This is a genomic window from Psychromonas antarctica, assembly GCF_022267535.1.
Taxonomy (GTDB): Bacteria; Pseudomonadota; Gammaproteobacteria; order Enterobacterales; family Psychromonadaceae; genus Psychromonas; species Psychromonas antarctica.
Genome location: NZ_JAHNZV010000073.1, coordinates 1 through 14,780, shown reverse-complemented (window position 1 = coordinate 14,780; position 14,780 = coordinate 1). Strand labels below are relative to the sequence as shown.

14 protein-coding genes are annotated in these 14,780 nt (G+C 39.5%); 6 read left to right on the top strand and 8 right to left on the bottom strand.

What is annotated here, in order from left to right:
- Positions 1–177 precede the first annotated feature (177 nt).
- The 5 genes from KSO91_RS12790 to KSO91_RS12770 all read left to right on the top strand — a co-directional run bounded on the left by KSO91_RS12790 (position 178) and on the right by KSO91_RS12770 (position 4,290).
- Positions 178–669: a hypothetical protein gene (locus KSO91_RS12790; protein ID WP_238743388.1), complete on the top strand. Its 492-nt coding sequence runs from the start codon at positions 178–180 to the stop codon at positions 667–669.
- On the top strand, positions 659–1,402 hold the full coding sequence (locus tag KSO91_RS12785; RefSeq protein ID WP_238743387.1) for an EAL domain-containing protein: 744 nt from the start codon (positions 659–661) through the stop codon (positions 1,400–1,402). The genes KSO91_RS12790 and KSO91_RS12785 overlap by 11 nt, the downstream gene beginning before the upstream one ends.
- An 11-nt stretch (positions 1,403–1,413) precedes the next feature.
- Complete coding sequence (locus KSO91_RS17665) at positions 1,414–2,592, top strand: methyl-accepting chemotaxis protein (RefSeq protein ID WP_275113992.1); 1,179 nt, start codon at positions 1,414–1,416, stop codon at positions 2,590–2,592.
- A 12-nt stretch (positions 2,593–2,604) separates the two neighbouring features.
- Positions 2,605–3,030, top strand: a complete 426-nt coding sequence (locus KSO91_RS12775) for an Rrf2 family transcriptional regulator (RefSeq protein WP_238743386.1) — start codon at positions 2,605–2,607, stop codon at positions 3,028–3,030.
- Positions 3,031–3,657: 627 nt separating this feature from the next.
- A complete protein-coding gene (locus KSO91_RS12770) occupies positions 3,658–4,290 on the top strand; it encodes an SOUL family heme-binding protein (RefSeq protein WP_238743385.1) in 633 nt (210 codons plus the stop codon).
- Between the two features lie 173 nt (positions 4,291–4,463).
- Here KSO91_RS12770 and KSO91_RS12765 read toward each other — a convergent pair whose 3' ends face one another.
- Positions 4,464–5,123, bottom strand: a complete 660-nt coding sequence (locus KSO91_RS12765; protein WP_238743384.1) for an alpha/beta hydrolase — start codon at positions 5,121–5,123, stop codon at positions 4,464–4,466.
- A 308-nt stretch (positions 5,124–5,431) separates the two neighbouring features.
- Positions 5,432–6,298 carry an alpha/beta hydrolase gene (locus KSO91_RS12760; RefSeq protein WP_238743383.1) on the bottom strand — a complete coding sequence of 289 codons (867 nt, stop codon included), beginning with the start codon at positions 6,296–6,298 and terminating at the stop codon, positions 5,432–5,434.
- A gap of 355 nt (positions 6,299–6,653) precedes the next feature.
- On the opposite strand from KSO91_RS12760, the gene KSO91_RS12755 reads away from it, so the two are divergent.
- On the top strand, positions 6,654–7,295 hold the full coding sequence (locus tag KSO91_RS12755) for a class I SAM-dependent methyltransferase (RefSeq protein ID WP_238743382.1): 642 nt from the start codon (positions 6,654–6,656) through the stop codon (positions 7,293–7,295).
- 514 nt (positions 7,296–7,809) lie between these two features.
- Here the strand turns inward: KSO91_RS12755 and KSO91_RS12750 are convergent.
- The 6 genes from KSO91_RS12750 to KSO91_RS12725 are packed head-to-tail and all read right to left on the bottom strand — an operon-like array spanning position 7,810 to position 13,607.
- A complete protein-coding gene (locus tag KSO91_RS12750; RefSeq protein ID WP_238743381.1) occupies positions 7,810–8,175 on the bottom strand; it encodes a Na+/H+ antiporter subunit G in 366 nt (121 codons plus the stop codon).
- A gap of 9 nt (positions 8,176–8,184) precedes the next feature.
- The gene (locus KSO91_RS12745) at positions 8,185–8,454 is read right to left on the bottom strand and encodes a K+/H+ antiporter subunit F (protein ID WP_238743380.1); all 270 of its coding nucleotides are present in this window, start codon (positions 8,452–8,454) and stop codon (positions 8,185–8,187) included.
- Complete coding sequence (locus tag KSO91_RS12740; RefSeq protein WP_238743379.1) at positions 8,448–8,948, bottom strand: Na+/H+ antiporter subunit E; 501 nt, start codon at positions 8,946–8,948, stop codon at positions 8,448–8,450. Before KSO91_RS12740 ends, KSO91_RS12745 begins: the two co-directional genes overlap by 7 nt.
- The gene (locus KSO91_RS12735) at positions 8,948–10,459 is read right to left on the bottom strand and encodes a monovalent cation/H+ antiporter subunit D (protein ID WP_238743378.1); all 1,512 of its coding nucleotides are present in this window, start codon (positions 10,457–10,459) and stop codon (positions 8,948–8,950) included. Before KSO91_RS12735 ends, KSO91_RS12740 begins: the two co-directional genes overlap by 1 nt.
- Complete coding sequence (locus KSO91_RS12730) at positions 10,459–10,812, bottom strand: Na+/H+ antiporter subunit C (protein ID WP_238743377.1); 354 nt, start codon at positions 10,810–10,812, stop codon at positions 10,459–10,461. Before KSO91_RS12730 ends, KSO91_RS12735 begins: the two co-directional genes overlap by 1 nt.
- Positions 10,812–13,607, bottom strand: a complete 2,796-nt coding sequence (locus KSO91_RS12725) for a monovalent cation/H+ antiporter subunit A (protein ID WP_238743376.1) — start codon at positions 13,605–13,607, stop codon at positions 10,812–10,814. The genes KSO91_RS12730 and KSO91_RS12725 overlap by 1 nt, the downstream gene beginning before the upstream one ends.
- Positions 13,608–14,780 lie beyond the last annotated feature (1,173 nt).

The following is a 14,780-nucleotide window of genomic DNA, read 5'->3' as shown; positions in this document are numbered from 1 at the left end:
GCTGTTAGTTTTGCGTAGTTCAAGGCGAATCATCGCAGCAATAACTGGTTATTGCTGCGATGATTTAACGCAGAAATACGCGTAAATAACGGTACTGTATCGTTTAGCTTATCCAGAATTGAGGTTAATTATGGAGAGTTGTCTAACGTGTCCAATATCATTGTTCTAGCATCTAATATGGATAAATCAAAAAGCAGTTCTCATTTAACGCAATCAAAGCCCGCTACTTGGTTCGATTCTAAATGGCCGGAAACGTTAATCGCCCAACACAGTGATTTAGATTTTGAAATAAAATCAGTAAATGAACTTTTAAATAAAAATAGATGTAGCTTAATTCAACTCGATGTCCGCTTAAAAAAACTGACCAAGGCTGTACTTACTCATCTAGAACTCGAAGCTCATTTTCTAACACCACTTTTAGCTGCTAGCAAAGTATCCTCAATGCAAAAAAGTCATCTCAATCAGAGCTTTGATGCATTATTTGCAACCTGTCGAGCGACTATTGAATATATCCATTCACTTAAATTGGCATTTGGTAACGGTTTAGTCACCGTCAAACAAGGTGCGCGTATTGTGCGTTTTCTCGATGAAATAAAAAAAAGATTGAATAAGGAGGATGTTATTTATTCTCAGATGACAAAAAAAGAAGGTGTTGTAAGTGAAATTTAAGTATTTCAAGAGTGAAGCATACTTGGCTTGGTACTCGCAAGACTTGATCACTGCCTCATTGGACACTATTTACGGTCGAGAACTTCTTTGCCGAGGTTACCTTTTACACAGCGACCAGCCCATTCCCATGGCCGATCTAATGCCATTTTTATATAATGACCATAAGTTATTATTAAAAATGACTTGCCAACAAATCCAAGACGTTGCGCAATGGCTTGATCATAGTCATAACGATACCGCCACTACTTGGATCAATATTGCGGGTCCCCTGATTGCAGACCAAGCGCTATTTGAACAATTATGGAAAAGTGCACTTTCTCAATTAACAGCAAGACAAAGAGATGCCTTTGTATTAGAGGTTTGTGAGAACGATATACAAAGTGATCTCGTAGTTGCACGCGTTTCCTATTTAAAAAGTGAAGGGTTCGTTACTGCAATGGATGATTTTGGCTCAGGCCATTCAAACTTATTACGCTTAAGTGAAACACCCTTTGATATTATTAAAATCGACCTAAAGCTTTTAGAGCGTATCCCCAATGATATTTGGGCTGCTAGTTTTTATCGCGAAATAGTTAATTTATGCTCATCTACGGGCTGCATGATTGTTTCCGAAGGTGTTGAAACCCAAACACAATCTGATTTTGTCCGCTGGTCTGGCGTTGATTTGATACAAGGTTTCTTGTATGCCACGCCGCAAAAATTTTTACCACTTTCTACTACAACTAACTTATAACGGAGTTTATTATGCATTCACTTTTTCTTAGAATGAGACTGATTCATTGGCTAGGTGCAATTTCACTTTTTTTTAATGCACTTTTTTTTACTGAACAGCTTTATTCGCAGATCTTACAATATACTATTGTTTTTTTACTGATTGTTCATGATCTGGATGAGAAGTTTTGGGGGGTTGATTCCCTACATAAAATTACGGATTACCTGCGTTCATTTGAACAAAAAGATCTTTCAGTCGAGTGTCAGGTCAATAGCAGTTACAACAGTGAAATGAGCAAAGTATTAAGCGTTATTAATTCATTTAGACTGAATGTTAGAGGCGCATTAATTGATATTCAAGCTCAAGCAATTGCATCAGATGAAGTTGCAAATACACTGACTTCAAAAACCAACGATATTGCTCAGCGTATTCAAAATCAAGACCAACGTGTTGATAATATTGCCTTGCAATTTAAAATATTAGATGAACATTCTTTAGCATTACAAAAAAAAGCAGAGCAAACCCAGGAACAAGTTAGCAATACCCGAGACGGATTACTGCAATCAAATGAAGCAATGAGCAATATGGCTGATATGATAGAGACCTACGTTAGTAGCAGTGAAAATTTGAGCAGTAAGTTTGAATTGCTATCAGAGCAAGCGAGTTCGATTGGTGGGGTTGTTTCAGTAATAAACCATTTGGCAGATCAGACAAATCTACTGGCATTAAATGCGGCTATTGAAGCGGCTCGTGCAGGGGAACACGGTCGAGGGTTTGCCGTTGTTGCAGATGAGGTTAGACAGCTCGCTATGTCAACCCAAAACAGCTTAGATCAAATCAACCAGATTATTGACGGTATTTCTACAGCGGTGCACCAAGCTGGCGAACAGATAGAGCTGCAGTCAAAAAATTTGAGTAACCTTTCATCACATTCAAAAAACAGTCAAGCAGAAATCAATAGCGCATGTGAAAATATTGACAGTATATTGAATTTAATTGGGCAAAAAGAAATTCATTCTCAAGGCTCCGATAATGTTGATATTCGCTATATTCACAAACTTGTTGTTGATGTTTCTCATGAAATACAAACCTTAAAAACCTTGTCTAATTCAAATGCGGATGATTGTAACGAGCTGCAAAACCAAGGTAAGCGTCTTAATGAAGTATCTGATAATATTGTTAATCAATTGGCTGCATTTAAAACTCAATAAGGATAATTAATAATGAGGCTTACTACCTTTACCGATCTTGGCCTGCGCACACTTATGTATCTGGCTCAATTACCTGCTGGGCAGCTGAGTAGTGTAGCGGAAGTATCGAAAGTATATAATATCTCCCAAAACCATATGGTAAAAATAGCAGGAAAATTAAAGAAGCACGGATATCTAACGGCCATCAGAGGAAAAAATGGTGGTATCTGCCTCGCACAGCCGCAAGCAGACATTAATATAGGTCAGGTGATCAGAGACATGGAAAATCATCTAGATGCTGTTGACTGTAAAACATCTTCTTGTCAGTTGATGGCGAATTGCGAATTGAAAAAAGCATTATCCAACGCCATGGATGCTTTTTTAAATGTAATGGATGATTATTCCCTAACAGATTTAGTTACTAATAAACAACAGATTATTCAGGTGAGAGAAGATTAAAATGTCATTATGCTCTCTTGTGTTAGCCCATCGAGGAAGCCGATCACCTACTACGATTTTGGTGTAATACTCTTTTGCACCATGGTTTGCTTTCTTAGCATGGCTCAGTTGTTAACGAACACGGCACATTGGCTTTATAGTGGTTGCACTGATACCTCGAAGTACGTGGCGAAATTAACGATGCCACTACCTAATATCATATTTTTTACTTTCTACTATCTACGACTACCCACCCTTACAAGTCTGGTTGCCTACTCTGTCGGATTTTTCTAAGGTGGGAAAGAGCACGAAGAGAATGGGAATATTTTATGGCCCGATTTGCTAACCAATTACAAGCGGGATAAAAACATTACCAAAACAACGTTAAGATATGGCCAAAATTAGTACATCAAAATAATGATCTATCATGAACTTAAACTCGTATTAGTTTGTGAAAATTTAATTTTTAAATGCTACAACGTAAAAATGAAATAAAATTCACTTGAGGTTATTAATCAATAAAACTCAACGTTACATCTTGTGTGGTTTTGTCCCTCTTCAATGTTAATAGTGACAAAAAAATAATGAGATGAAACGTAGTTACTGATTTAATCACTGTTTCTTGTGATGAGTTTGAAGGGGATTATAATGACGTATTTAAAACAGAGTGTATGCGGGGTTTTCTTGGCAATTATAGGAACGGGAGCAGCAGTGGCTGTTGAAGAGGCCAAATACAAAGTTTTACTTAAAGACGCTAGTTTTGAGGTGAGAAATTATGCGCCTCATATTGTTGCGGAGACGCTTGTCGATGGCGATTTTGAAGATGCGGGCAGCAATGCATTTAAGCGTTTGTTTAAGTATATCTCTGGTAACAATAGATCCCAGCAGGAAATAAAAATGACTGCACCTGTTACTCAGAAAGCCGACAGTGAAAAAATTGACATGACATCACCGGTTGGACAACGAGAAGATAATGGTCGTTGGGCGGTCAGTTTCATGATGCCTGCATCCTATACCCTTGATACTCTTCCCGAGCCCAAAGATCCTAAAGTGGTTTTGCGACAAGTACCGGCTCAACACATTGCTTCTATTCAATATTCTGGTTTCTGGAGTGAAAAAAATTACATCAGTAATAGGGATAAGTTGGATGCTTGGATAAATGAAAATAACTTTAAGGTAACAGGAGAACCGTTGTGGGCGCGTTATAATGACCCGTTCACACTGTGGTTTTTAAGGCGTAATGAGATTTTAATACCTATTGGAAATCCGTCTGCTAATTAGTTGGCTCGTCTTGAGTGCAATCAATATTCGACTTATGTTGAAGATAATTGCACTAAAGGCGGAGTTTAATTTCAATGCTTTTTAAAGTTTGCAAAGTGATGCTTTTGCTCTGCCGCTACAACCTAAATAAGACGAGTTTTACCCTGATGTAAACCGTGGTAGCAAGCTGTTTTTTAAAGCAAACGTTGTTGTAACCAATCTGAAATATCGGAAATCTGCTCAGCACATACGGAATGTTGCATATTATACTGTTTATAACTTGGTTTAAAACCATTGTTAATTAATGTGTTCAGCGCTTTTTCAGCTAATGAGGGAGCAACGACAGGATCAAGGCTACCATGCATGATGTTGATATTAAGGTGAACATTGCTTTCATGTATTTGAATAGTTTCCTCGGTGGCAAAATAGGTCGACATGACTAACAAACCAGCTAATGGTTGGCTATAAGTTAATGCGGCTTGATAAGCCACTGCACCACCTTGAGAAAATCCCGCTAGAATAATTCGCTCAGGCTGAATCCCGCGCTTAACTTCGCGATCAATTAGTGTTTGAATCGCTGTTGCTGAAATTTGCAAACCTGGTAAGTCTACTTTTCGTTCGATACTCATATCCATAATGTCGTACCACGCGGGCATAACAATTCCACCATTAATGGTAACCGGTAAAGAGGGCGCATGGGGAAATATAAATCGAAGTGCTGAATTCTTTGGCAAGTTTAATTGTGGCACTATTGCTTCAAAATCATGGCCATCAGATCCTAAACCATGTAGCCAGATGATCGAAGATGTCGCAGCGATTACGGGTTCAACTTCAACGGTCGGTAAATAATTCATAGATAATTCCTCATGTTTCTTGGTAGGCAATGGTTATACTGATCCTATTAAATATGCGATCTAAATTTTAGTCAGGAAAAATTGTTTAGTTTGAGGTGAAAGTTAATGTAAATGGTTGTTCCCTTTACGAAAGTTTCAACAATGATATAAGCAATTTTAACCAGTAAAATAGACCAGTTATTTATTGTGATTGGTATTATACGGTTAACTTTATTACTCGCAAGATATTGACAGCGGCCAAAATGAAGTACTTTTTGGTGCTGTCGTCAATGAGCAATAGAGCAGACTTTTAGAATGTAATTGATAAGTTAAATGTGAAAACCAGATACTCTGAGGAAATTAATAAGTTGCAGGCAATGTTGTTCTATTTTTTCAACGGAATCATGGCTTGCATTTTCTATTTCCAACAAGTTTAACTGTGGCTTAGGACAACTAGCTATAATTGCTCTGGCATCTTCAACAGGCACGGTTTCGTCGTTTTTGCCATGAACTATCAGTATCGGGCAATTTATGTTACAAACAGTGGTAAGTGGCGAAAATGATGCAAATCGATGCCCGATCACCCATTCTTCGTAACGTATTACTGACTTTCTGATAGCCAGTGGAAAATAAAATTTTTTTAAATAACGTTGCATCATCCATTCAGGATCTGCAAATGCAGAAATACTGATAACAGCAGCAACATCTTTACGTTTAGACGCTGCAAATAAGACCGCGCCAGCTCCAACTGAGTGTCCTAATATAGCGATCCTTTCAGATCGGTCCGGGTGCTCCAACTTTACCCAATCAATAACACTCTCTATGTCCTCTGTAAAACGAGGTAGGGATGAAAAAGTATCTGAATCGCTACCGCCATGATTTCTAGCATCGAACATTATAATATTAATACCAGCTTCGTGAAACGGTATTGCAATAGGTAACATTAACTGTGCATTACTGCCCCAGCCATGCAATATTATAAGGGTTTCACTTGATTCAGAGACAGGAAGGAGCCAAGCAAATAATTGCTTACCTGCATAGATTGGTATGTGTAGCTGCAGGTAGTCGATACCAAAGAGATCTTTTGGATTGCCTGTTTCTTTATTTCTAGGAGCACGAAAACCTAGGTGGATAGCCAACTGAAGCAATGCAGTAATGCTAATACCTGCGAATATAAAAACAATAAAATAGGGCATGATTATTCAGCTATTGATAGAATGCTAATGGAGTACTATGAACAATGACAGTAATTGTAGCAAATATAACAGCTAAATTTTACAACTAAATTGATCAGCTAATCCAGATGATCAGTATAACGCTTAATACTAATTTTGAGTTACAAAGTATTGATTGAAGCAGTTAGCGCTTCAACTTTATGCCTAGAATCTCCTTACCTCACCACTTGCTGAACTTTGTATTTTAAATGGCAATGGGTATATTACGCAAAGGGCCATTGCTTAATGATATTTTCTAAGCTACTTCGCCTCCAAGCGAGTGAGAGCTCCAGTGTTATCTCACTCGCTAGATCATCTCAAATTAGAGGAAAACTTCATGCGCATTTGTCCATTGTGCTCATCAAATCAGACACCGTTTTATTTTGAAGACAGGAGTCGCAGTTATTTTCAGTGTTGTCGCTGTAAGTTGGTCTTTATATCTCCAGATCAGAGGCTGGATGCGCTCAGTGAGAAAGTACACTATGATCATCATCATAATGATCCTGATGCTCCAGGGTATCGACAGTTTTTATCGCGCTTAGCCTTGCCTCTTCTTGAGCGGTTGGCATCAGAATCTAAAGGATTAGACTTTGGCTGTGGGCCAGGCCCTGCACTGGCGCATATCCTGCGTGAGGCTGGACACTCTGTTAAATTATACGATATTTACTATCAGCCTGATCTATCTGTGCTGGATGAAACCTATGATTTTATGACTGCGACAGAGGTGATTGAACACCTTTTTGATCCTAAAAAAATATGGGCGCAATGGTTAAATTTAGTTAAGCCGGGTGGGTGGATAGGAATAATGACTAAACAGGTTATAGACCTTGCAGCATTTGCAAGCTGGCACTATAAATATGACCCTACCCATGTAATCTTTTTTAGCCGGGCGACTTTTCGCTATCTTGCCGCTCGTGATAATCTTAAGGTAGAATTCATTGGGAATGATGTGATTCTACTGAACAAGCCTCTTCAGTGAGTTATCGGACAGGTGAATGGTGAAGTGCTTGAAATTTAAATATTTTATTTTTTATTTTATTCGATTTTTTTTTGCAGGATATCCCCTTGACACTCGCTTTCTCCCAAAGCGAGTGTCATTAGCTAAGTCGCTAACGGCCCCCTAGCGACTTACAAAATGGCAGTTAAAGGGAAAATAGACCGATAAGTTACGGTACCAGAGGCTTTTCAGCGCATCAAAAATGGCACTTCAGATAGATCTACCAAACTAATTGACTCTTTTTACGAGAGGATGGTGTTAATGGGCAATCGCCACCAATGGGTTATTGAGAAATTCCAAGCTTTGGTTATCAATATCCTGAGATGGGAGACTAAATACATAAAAATCATCAATGCCTTGTTTCATCCGTTCAAATTTTTTTTCCCTATTGCCAATATTTAACTGGATATCGGTATCAGGAAACGACTGAGAGGCCCATTGTGAGATGCTTGTTTGTGGTTATCTGCTGCAAGGTTAAAGTTCTCAATACTAACGTCTACTCATCATCAGGACTTTGGTGTAAGTAAGCTTTTTTAGCTAAATGTTGATTTTGGGTGTTATCCTCCATGTTTACTTTATAGTGTAAGCCTGCTTTAGCTAGCATATGTGCGGCTACGGGAGCGGTGATCAACAAAAATATGCTTATCAATGCTTCTTTTAAATTCACATGGCCAAGTTCAACGCTGAAAAAAATCATCGAAGCGATCAGGATACAGCCGACCCCTACGGTACTGGCTTTAGTCGGTGCGTGCAAGCGAGTAAAGTAATCAGGGAATTTTGCTAAGCCAATAGAGCCAATTAGCGTAACAATGCTACCCAATATCAATAAAACACTCACCACTATTTCTAAAAATATACTCATCTATCTTCCTTATTCGATAATATCGCCGCGCAATAAGTACTTACAAAAGGCAGAAGTACTTACAAAGCCAAGCAGTGCAATCAATAATGCACTTTCGTAGTAACTGGCCGAGCCTTGGTAAAGCCCTAACAATATGATCAGTGCAATACTGTTAATGTACATGGTATCAACGGCGATAATCCTATCAGGGGTAGTGGGGCCAATAATCAAGCGCCAAGCATTTAACGCTAAAGCACAAAAAGTGAGGCCGCAAGCAATTATTATAGCGTAACTTAACATCCGAAAATCTCCTTTAAAGGTGTTTCATAACGATGTTTGATAAGGTTAATTAACAGCTGCTCATCCTCAAGGTGCAGCACGTGTACATACAGCCATTGCCTATCTTCAGACAATTCTACGCTCACTGTGCCAGGTGTTAATGAGACGCTGCTAGTAAAGATGGTGAGTGGTAGAGGCTCATTAATGGCTAAAGGTACCGCAATAAAAGCCGGCTTTAAACTACGGTTGCTTTGCAGTACGCGTTTCGCTACGTCGTAATTAGATACCACAATGTCAAAGAGTAAACGAAAGACATACGTCAATACTTTGAGTGGTTTTTTTGCTACCGGTTCTTTCTCACTGAGCGGTGCCGCAATCCAAGGGATAACAATGGCAAATACCGCCCCTAACACCATATGACCATGATTAAAATCATGCAAAATTTGCCACACTACCCATAGCAATATGCTGTGGTAAGGAGTGGGGAACCAAATAAACTTACGCACTTTATCCATTATTTAGCTACCTCATTAAGTTGTTGCAGGCTTAAACCTGCATTAAGTTGCTCTGCTGCCAATTGCGCATAATCGCTGACTAATCCACCAAAAATCACCATCAATGGTAGTATTCCCACCAATAAGCCAATCGCTAAATACTGAATAGGATGACCTTTTAGCGCGCTGGTGTTTTCGCCAGTGGTTCTCCAAAACAATGAGGTGCCAGCCCGTGATAAGGCGATTAAAGCAATCAGCCCTGAGCCTAATATTAGCGGCCAAATCCAAATTGCTTGGCTTGCTTTGGTCACGGATTGTAAAATTAAGGCTTTACCTACAAAGCCTGACAGTGGTGGCATACCAATTAAACCTATCGCCAGCAAGGCAAAGGTAAAGCCCAAAATGCCGGCCTGTGGCATTGACCTGGCGGTTACAAATCGATCTTCCGCTTTACCGCGTTGCAGCTGAATTAATCCCGCTAGCAAGAACATAGCGGCACAAGCTATGGTACTATGCAATAAGTAATAAATACCAGCTGTACTCGCCTGTACCGTATTCACGCTAATGGTCACCAGCAGAGTGCCTACTGATACAATAACTAAGTTACTACAAAGTACCCGCAAGCTTTGGCTAGCCAATACCGAAATAGCGCCAATAGCAATAGTCAATAAAGCAATCGGCCATAACCACGGTAAGGCGATATTTGCCAGTTCACCAGCTTGGTCACCAAACATAACACCATGCACCCGCCAAATACTATAAATACCTACTTTGGTCATAATTGCAAATAGCGCAGCCACTGGCGCACTGGTGCTCGCGTAAGCTTTTGGTAACCAGAAATGTACTGGAAGCATAGCGGCTTTCAATCCAAAAACAGCCAGTAGCAATAATGCTCCTGATTTGGTGATCAGTAATTCATTGCTCGAGAGTAACTGTATTCTATCCGCCATATCGGCAAAATTAAGTGTGCCTAATGTGCCGTATAAAGTGCCTAAGGCAAATAAAAACAACGACGAACCAATTAAGTTAAGAAATACATAATGGATGTTGGCTTGTATCCGTTGTTTACCGCCTCCGTGCATCATTAATGCGTAAGAGGCAATCAGCAATACTTCGAAAAACACAAAGAGGTTAAACGCATCGCCAGTTAAAAATGCACCGTTAATTCCCATCAATTGGAACATAATCAGTGGATGAAAAAAAGCACCACTTTTATCGTCGCCAGCACTGGCATACATAATAACGGCTAAGCCTAAAATGGCGCTTAAGCAGACCATTAGCACAGAGAATGCATCGGCCACTAATACAATACCAAAAGGCGCGGACCAATCACCAAGCGCATAAACTTGAATACCTTGGTCTTTAACTTTTAACAGCAATACAAGCGCAATAACGACCATTAAAATATTGGCCGCAATGGTTAATATCCGTTGTCTGGCTAACGAGTAACTAAAACTCGGAAAAAGTAAAGCAACAGCCACAAAAAAAGGGATTAAAACCGGAAAAATAACTAAATGATCAATCAAATTCATTATGATTTTTCCTCCGCAGCTAAGCGGTCAAAAGGTTCTGTGCCATCTACATGGTCATTACCCAAATCTGAACGTCCACGCATTGCCAAAATCACTGCAAAGGCTGTCATCGCAAAACCAATCACAATTGCGGTAAGCACTAAAGCTTGTGGTAATGGATCCGCATAATTTTCACTACCGTTAAGTACAGATGGAGCACCTATGGTTAATCCACCACTGGCAAATAAAAATAAGTTAACAGCGTAAGACAATAAAGTAAGCCCGATCACTAAGGTAAATGTATGGCCACGTAACATTAAAAAAATGCCACAGGCACTCATGAAGCCGACACACACGGCGTAGACTAGTTCCATTACCTTTCTCCTTCTTTGATTCGTTCTCTAGTGGTTAGCTTGCCTAAGCTGGCTAATATAAGCAGTGTTGCGCCGATTACCGTGAAATAAACACCAAGGTCAAATATTAATGCACTGGTGAGTTCAAATTTACCTACCCATGGTAGTGATATATATTCAAACCAAGTGGTTAAAAACGGTCGGCCAAATACCCAGCTACCTAAGCCAGTTAAGCCGGCAGTCACTAATCCAAAGGCGATGAGGTAGCGGTAAGGAACACTCACACGCTTAGTCATCCAATCAACACCGTGTGCAAGATATTGTTGAATTAACGCGATAGATGTAATCAAACCAGCAATAAAACCACCGCCTGGTAAGTTATGTCCACGCATAAATATGTAAGCAGAAATCAGTAAAAATAGTGGCAACAAGCTTTGCGATACCACCGATAATAATACAGGGTATTTGTCTTTAGCCCATAGCCGGCCATCGTGATCTCGAGTGCGAATGGATAAACGCATGCCAGCAATTAGTTTGTAAATGCCTAATGCCGCAATACCAAGTACAGTAATTTCACCAAAGGTATCAAAGCCACGGAAATCGACTAAAATAACGTTAACCACGTTAGTACCGCCACCACCTGTTTTAGCATTTGCTATGAAGAACTCAGAGATACTATCCAATGGACTGGTCATTAAAGCAAAACAAATACTGCCGATAATACAGCCAATTAAAGAAGCTACTGCTAAGTCGCGAACAAAGTGACTAGGTCGACTTTTACTGGTAAGGGTATGTTGAGGGAAAAAATATAGCGCGAGTAATAGCAAAACTACCGTTACAATTTCAACCGACAGTTGAGTAAGCGCCAAGTCGGGTGCCGAGAAATAAGCAAAGGTTATCGATACCACTAAACCTACTAACGACAACATTAGCAAAGCAATCAGACGGTAGTGGCTCCAAATGACAGTTGCCATCGAGCCTGCTATTAATAAAATAGCCGCCACAATCACAGCGCCATTTATGGGGGGGCTTGCTAAATTACCTTGAGTGCTTTCTAAGTCGAACAAGGGAGGTGCAATGAGCAACAAGGCGAAGAAACACAAACAAAAAGCGTAGCGTTGTAAGGATTCAGTCTCCAATTTTTGGGTTATTATTTGTGCCCACTCCACGCACATCTGTATAAAACCTTCGAACTCAGTTTTTGCATCAATATCGGGGAACGTCCCTGAAAATTTGAATAAATGTTTACGATTCAGATAAATGGCTAAACCACCTACAATCGCCATGCCACTCATCATTAATGGAATGTTAAATCCATGCCAAAGGGCCAGATTATACTCAGGTAGAGGAGTATTGAGCACCGCTAATGACGCACTTTGTAACAACGGGCCAATGGTGTAATTAGGGAACAGGCCTACCAACAAACAAATCGCTACTAATACTTCAACGGGCACGCGCATATATCGTGGTGGCTCATGTGGCGTTTTGGTTAACCTCTTTGGTTCACCGTTAAAGAATACATCATGAATAAAACGCAGTGAGTAAGCGACGGCAAAGGCAGCCGCAATTGTAGATAATACTGGAATTAACCAAGACATGGCGCCTAAAATGCTTTGATCTAACGTTTCTGCAAAGAACATTTCTTTAGATAAAAAGCCATTGAGTAGAGGCACGCCAGCCATCGATGCCGATGCCACCATCGCTAACGTGGCGGTGATCGGCATGTATTTCCATAACCCATTGAGTTGGCGCATATCTCGCGAACCTGATTCATGGTCAATAATTCCGGCAGCCATAAATAATGACGCTTTAAAAATAGCATGATTCATAATGTGAAATACCGCGGCAATAGCCGCTAAGTTGGTATTTAAACCGAGTAATAATACAATCAAACCAAGGTGACTAATGGTCGAATAGGCTAGCAGACCTTTTAAATCATGTTTAAATAATGCGATATAAGCACCTAATAACATGGTGAATAAACCGGTTAGTGAGACCACCACAAACCACACTTCTGTACCCGCTAATACTGGGTAAAAACGAGCCAGTAAGAAAATACCCGCCTTTACCATGGTCGCTGAGTGCAAATAGGCACTGACTGGCGTAGGTGCAGCCATTGCGTGGGGTAACCAAAAATGGAACGGGAATTGAGCTGATTTGGTAAATGCGCCAATTAAAAATAGGCTTAAAATTGCTAAGTAATAAGGGTGTTGTTTTACTAACTCACCACTATTTAAAACGACCTCTAATTCGTAACTGCCCACGACTTGGCCTAACAATATTATCCCTGCCAATAAAGCTAAACCACCGGCACCTGTGATGGTAAGCGCCATTCTGGCGCCTTTACGCGCATCGCTATTGTGTGACCAAAAGCCAATCAACAAGAATGAGCTAATACTGGTTAATTCCCAGTAAAACCACAGTTGTAGCATGTTGTTTGACATAACAATGCCGAGCATTGCCGTCATAAACATGATTAAGTAGCAGTAAAAAATCCCCATATGGTCTTTTTCAGATAAGTAGTAGCGAGCATATAAAATCACCAGCAAACCAATGCCCAAAATGAGTAAGCTGAATAATGCAGACAAGCCATCTAAGCGAAACGATAACGCCAAACCTAACTGCGGGATCCACTCAATGCTCTGGCTAAAAGACTGTCCGGCAAATACCGCAGGCAAGTCGAGCAAAATGAAGCAAAGGCCTAAAGCAGGGAGTATCGCGGTAGCCAGCGCACAAGCGCTGCGACTGAGTTTATTGGTTAGTAAGGGAACAATAATCCCTAGCATGGGTAAAAATGGTACCCAAAAATAATACATTTCAGCAAAACTCCATTAGCTTATTAGTTGGTATCTCTGAACCACAACAATAATAATTTTTTGAATAAAAATCAATGCTTTGTTAAGTCTAGACTCGTCTATTTAAGTTACTAATTGATTCATATTCTTACTATATCCATTAAACCACGTCACTTAGTCATAGGCTACCAATAACCACTTTTGTAGCTAACCCGCAATCATCATCGGTATTGGTGGCTTAAGTTGTAATTCAAACAATATTTTTTACTACGGTGGGTTTGTGGTTTGTGGCCCATTATAAGAGATAGAGAGAGCAAGTTTGTATACTGGATGATTATATTAATCTGATAAGCAGCTTCAAACTCATAGCAGACGGTGGTGATTTTTAGCTAATATTAGCCGCATATTGATAGAGTCCTGAGGCGCATACGGCCTAGGAAAATAAACTATTTATGGGAAGTTAGTGGTCAGAATCACTGTATCACTGTATCACTGTAGTTGGGTTTGACCAGAATATTAATATTACGGCAAACTCTCCCTTGACCAGAATAATTTATCAAAATGGGAAGTTGTAATATAACTTACCAAGCATCCGCTTCTCGTAGTCAAATGCACCGTATTCGAGACAACTTAAAAAGTTACCCTATCAGAGTTTTAAATCATATTTAACGTCACAATGTTCAATGGGGCGTGGGCGAGAATAAACACATAACTAGCCTAGATATTTGATATATGTTAATAATAACCCTTTGAAGTTACTGGTTATAAATACTGTATTCTACTGATTTTATATTGAAGATAAAATAGATCAGTAGATGGACTATCGGTAATCAAACTAAATCACAATTTTAAAGCTAATTAATCGATAAAAGCAATTTTCATTCAGTAGTTAAAAAGTATGGAGCATTAATGACAGAATTTAAGTGGGCAAAATATTGGCGTAATTCACTTGCGGATGCTGTGTAATGGTCAAGTTTTTTTTGGAGGGTTCTTAAGCCACATTACACAATATTCTTCTTTTCTGTGCTGGGGCAATATAATCGATAGTAGAATTCAGTCTTTTGTTATTATAACTCAAGTTTCGGGATTCAAAACAAACAATAAAACCCAAATAACTCGATGATTTTAAAGAGGTTGATGTCTCATTGTGGTAAAATACTTGTTAACTAGACAAAGGATAATACAACAAGAGAC

What these genes read in the sequence shown, in the direction of transcription:
- KSO91_RS12790 (WP_238743388.1), top strand. Translation starts at nt 178, where the DNA reads ATGGATAAATCAAAAAGCAGTTCTCATTTAACGCAATCAAAGCCCGCT.
- KSO91_RS17665 (WP_275113992.1), top strand. Translation starts at nt 1,414, where the DNA reads ATGCATTCACTTTTTCTTAGAATGAGACTGATTCATTGGCTAGGTGCA.
- KSO91_RS12775 (WP_238743386.1), top strand. Translation starts at nt 2,605, where the DNA reads ATGAGGCTTACTACCTTTACCGATCTTGGCCTGCGCACACTTATGTAT.
- KSO91_RS12770 (WP_238743385.1), top strand. Translation starts at nt 3,658, where the DNA reads ATGACGTATTTAAAACAGAGTGTATGCGGGGTTTTCTTGGCAATTATA.
- KSO91_RS12765 (WP_238743384.1), bottom strand. Translation starts at nt 5,123, where the DNA reads ATGAATTATTTACCGACCGTTGAAGTTGAACCCGTAATCGCTGCGACA.
- KSO91_RS12760 (WP_238743383.1), bottom strand. Translation starts at nt 6,298, where the DNA reads ATGCCCTATTTTATTGTTTTTATATTCGCAGGTATTAGCATTACTGCA.
- KSO91_RS12755 (WP_238743382.1), top strand. Translation starts at nt 6,654, where the DNA reads ATGCGCATTTGTCCATTGTGCTCATCAAATCAGACACCGTTTTATTTT.
- KSO91_RS12750 (WP_238743381.1), bottom strand. Translation starts at nt 8,175, where the DNA reads ATGAGTATATTTTTAGAAATAGTGGTGAGTGTTTTATTGATATTGGGT.
- KSO91_RS12745 (WP_238743380.1), bottom strand. Translation starts at nt 8,454, where the DNA reads ATGTTAAGTTACGCTATAATAATTGCTTGCGGCCTCACTTTTTGTGCT.
- KSO91_RS12740 (WP_238743379.1), bottom strand. Translation starts at nt 8,948, where the DNA reads ATGGATAAAGTGCGTAAGTTTATTTGGTTCCCCACTCCTTACCACAGC.
- KSO91_RS12735 (WP_238743378.1), bottom strand. Translation starts at nt 10,459, where the DNA reads ATGAATTTGATTGATCATTTAGTTATTTTTCCGGTTTTAATCCCTTTT.
- KSO91_RS12730 (WP_238743377.1), bottom strand. Translation starts at nt 10,812, where the DNA reads ATGGAACTAGTCTACGCCGTGTGTGTCGGCTTCATGAGTGCCTGTGGC.
- KSO91_RS12725 (WP_238743376.1), bottom strand. Translation starts at nt 13,607, where the DNA reads ATGTATTATTTTTGGGTACCATTTTTACCCATGCTAGGGATTATTGTT.